This is a genomic window from Bacillus sp. FG16, assembly GCF_057809515.1.
Window position 1 is genome coordinate 1 of sequence record NZ_JBMDKC010000281.1, and the last position, 808, is coordinate 808.

General features: G+C 38.5%; 1 protein-coding gene. It reads right to left on the reverse strand.

Translation table 11 applies throughout. The annotated features are described in order from the left end of the window. On the reverse strand, positions 1-779 hold a 779-nt coding region (locus tag ACODS7_RS32280; protein ID WP_488828649.1), incomplete at its 3' end, for a condensation domain-containing protein. Positions 780-808: the final 29 nt, after the last annotated feature.

The following is an 808-nucleotide window of genomic DNA, read 5'->3' on the forward strand; positions in this document are numbered from 1 at the left end:
AATTTACTGATGTTTGTCTGCACAGGATGTATTTGATACTGATACGGAGGATGTTTTTGCACCGCATCCTGTTGATAGCTGAACATCGTTGAAAAAATAGGGTTGCTATTCTCTCCTCGCTCTGGGTTACTATCTTGAATCACTTGGTCGAATGGATACTGTTGATGTTGAAAAGCTAGTAAGCATCTTTCTTTTACTTCTGCACATAACTCCTCCATCGTAGAAACTCCGTCTGTTTGCACACGAATCGCAACTGTATTCACAAAAAATCCTTGGATATCTTCAAATGCTTCCTGTTGTCTGCCTGTTACGGGTGTCCCTACAATAAGATCTTGTTGTCCCGATATCTGTTGTAAAAAGTGAGCATAAGCGGTAAACAGTAACATGTACAGCGATACCTGCTCTTGTTGTGCTAGTTTTTTTAATGATGATACAACGTTCTTATTTAGTGTTGTAGAGAATGTATCCCCGCGATGTGACGTTACACTAGGGCGAACATGATCCAATGGTAAAGCTAAGGTTGGCAAGTCTTGTAATGTTTCTTTCCAATATTGTTTTTCATGCTCCCATGCGCCAGTAGTAAGCTGTTGATTTTGCCATGCGACATAATCAATATATCGTATAGATGGCTGAATAAGAGAAATCACTCCCTGCTCAGACAACTCTTCATAGATAGAAAATACCTCTTGTAAAAATCGTTGTAAACTCCATTCATCCATAATGATATGATGAAAATTGATATATAACCAAGAACATTCCTTGTTCTCTGTAAATAAAATGGTTCGGAATAGTGGTCCCTGTTCTAAGT